Here is an 817-nt window from a genome sequence, read left to right as displayed (position 1 = left end):
TGGTCAACCTGGGTGGCTTCGTGTTGGTGCGTTTTGCGCCCTTGCTGGAGCAGGCCTTGCCGGCGCGCAGCGTGCTCTTGCTGGTCAGTGCCGGCACCGTGCTGCTGGCCGGGCTGGTGATGCTCACTCGCATCAGCATCAAGGTCAAACTGGCCTGGTCCACCGTGGCGCAGATGGGCTTCATGCTGCTGGAGTGTGCGGCCGGACTGTATCTGTTCGCGGCATTGCACCTGATCGGCCATTCGCTCTACAAGGCGCACGCCTTCCTGTCGGCTTCCTCGGTGGTGCGCGAGACCCGCCTGCAGGCCTTGCACAGCCCGGCGCAGCCCGCGGGCATGAGTGTGGTCCTGGCGCCGGTGGTGAGTCTGGCGCTGGTGCTGGCCCTGCACAGCGCCAGCCCCCATGCGGCCTGGCCGTGGTGGTGGAGCGGCGTGCTGGCCCTGGCCTGGGCGCCTCTGCTGTGGCTGCCCGCCAGCAGCGGTACGGCGCGGGTGCGGCGCGCACTGCTGGGCCTGCTGGGCGCCGCCGCGCTGACATTGGCGGCCTTGCTGGCCCACCTGCTGCCATTGCAGATCGCCGACGCCCCCAATACCTGGTTCGGTGTGGCCGCCCTGTTGACCATGCTGGCGCTGTACACCTGCATGGGCTTGCTGCAACTGGCGCCGCACAGCATGGCGGCCTGGCGTCGCCGCAGCTACGCCGGCTTTTATCTGGACGAAGCCTACACCCGCCTGGCACTGCAATGCTGGCCCGCCCACTGGGCCCCCAGCGCACGCCGTGCCGCCAGCGAACTGGTGAGCGATGGCTCCCGCCAGCA

Annotated in this window: 1 protein-coding gene; it reads left to right on the top strand. The window is 69.4% G+C overall.

Annotation, left to right across the window (positions count from 1 at the left end):
• On the top strand, nucleotides 1-817 hold an 817-nt coding region (locus I5W_RS03325), incomplete at both ends, for a proton-conducting transporter transmembrane domain-containing protein (RefSeq protein ID WP_044528178.1).

The organism is Herbaspirillum sp. B65 (assembly GCF_000333555.1).
Lineage (GTDB): Bacteria > Pseudomonadota > Gammaproteobacteria > Burkholderiales > Burkholderiaceae_D > Herbaspirillum > Herbaspirillum rubrisubalbicans.
The sequence above is the reverse complement of the archived record's forward strand: the minus strand, read 5'-3'. Positions and strand labels throughout refer to the sequence as shown.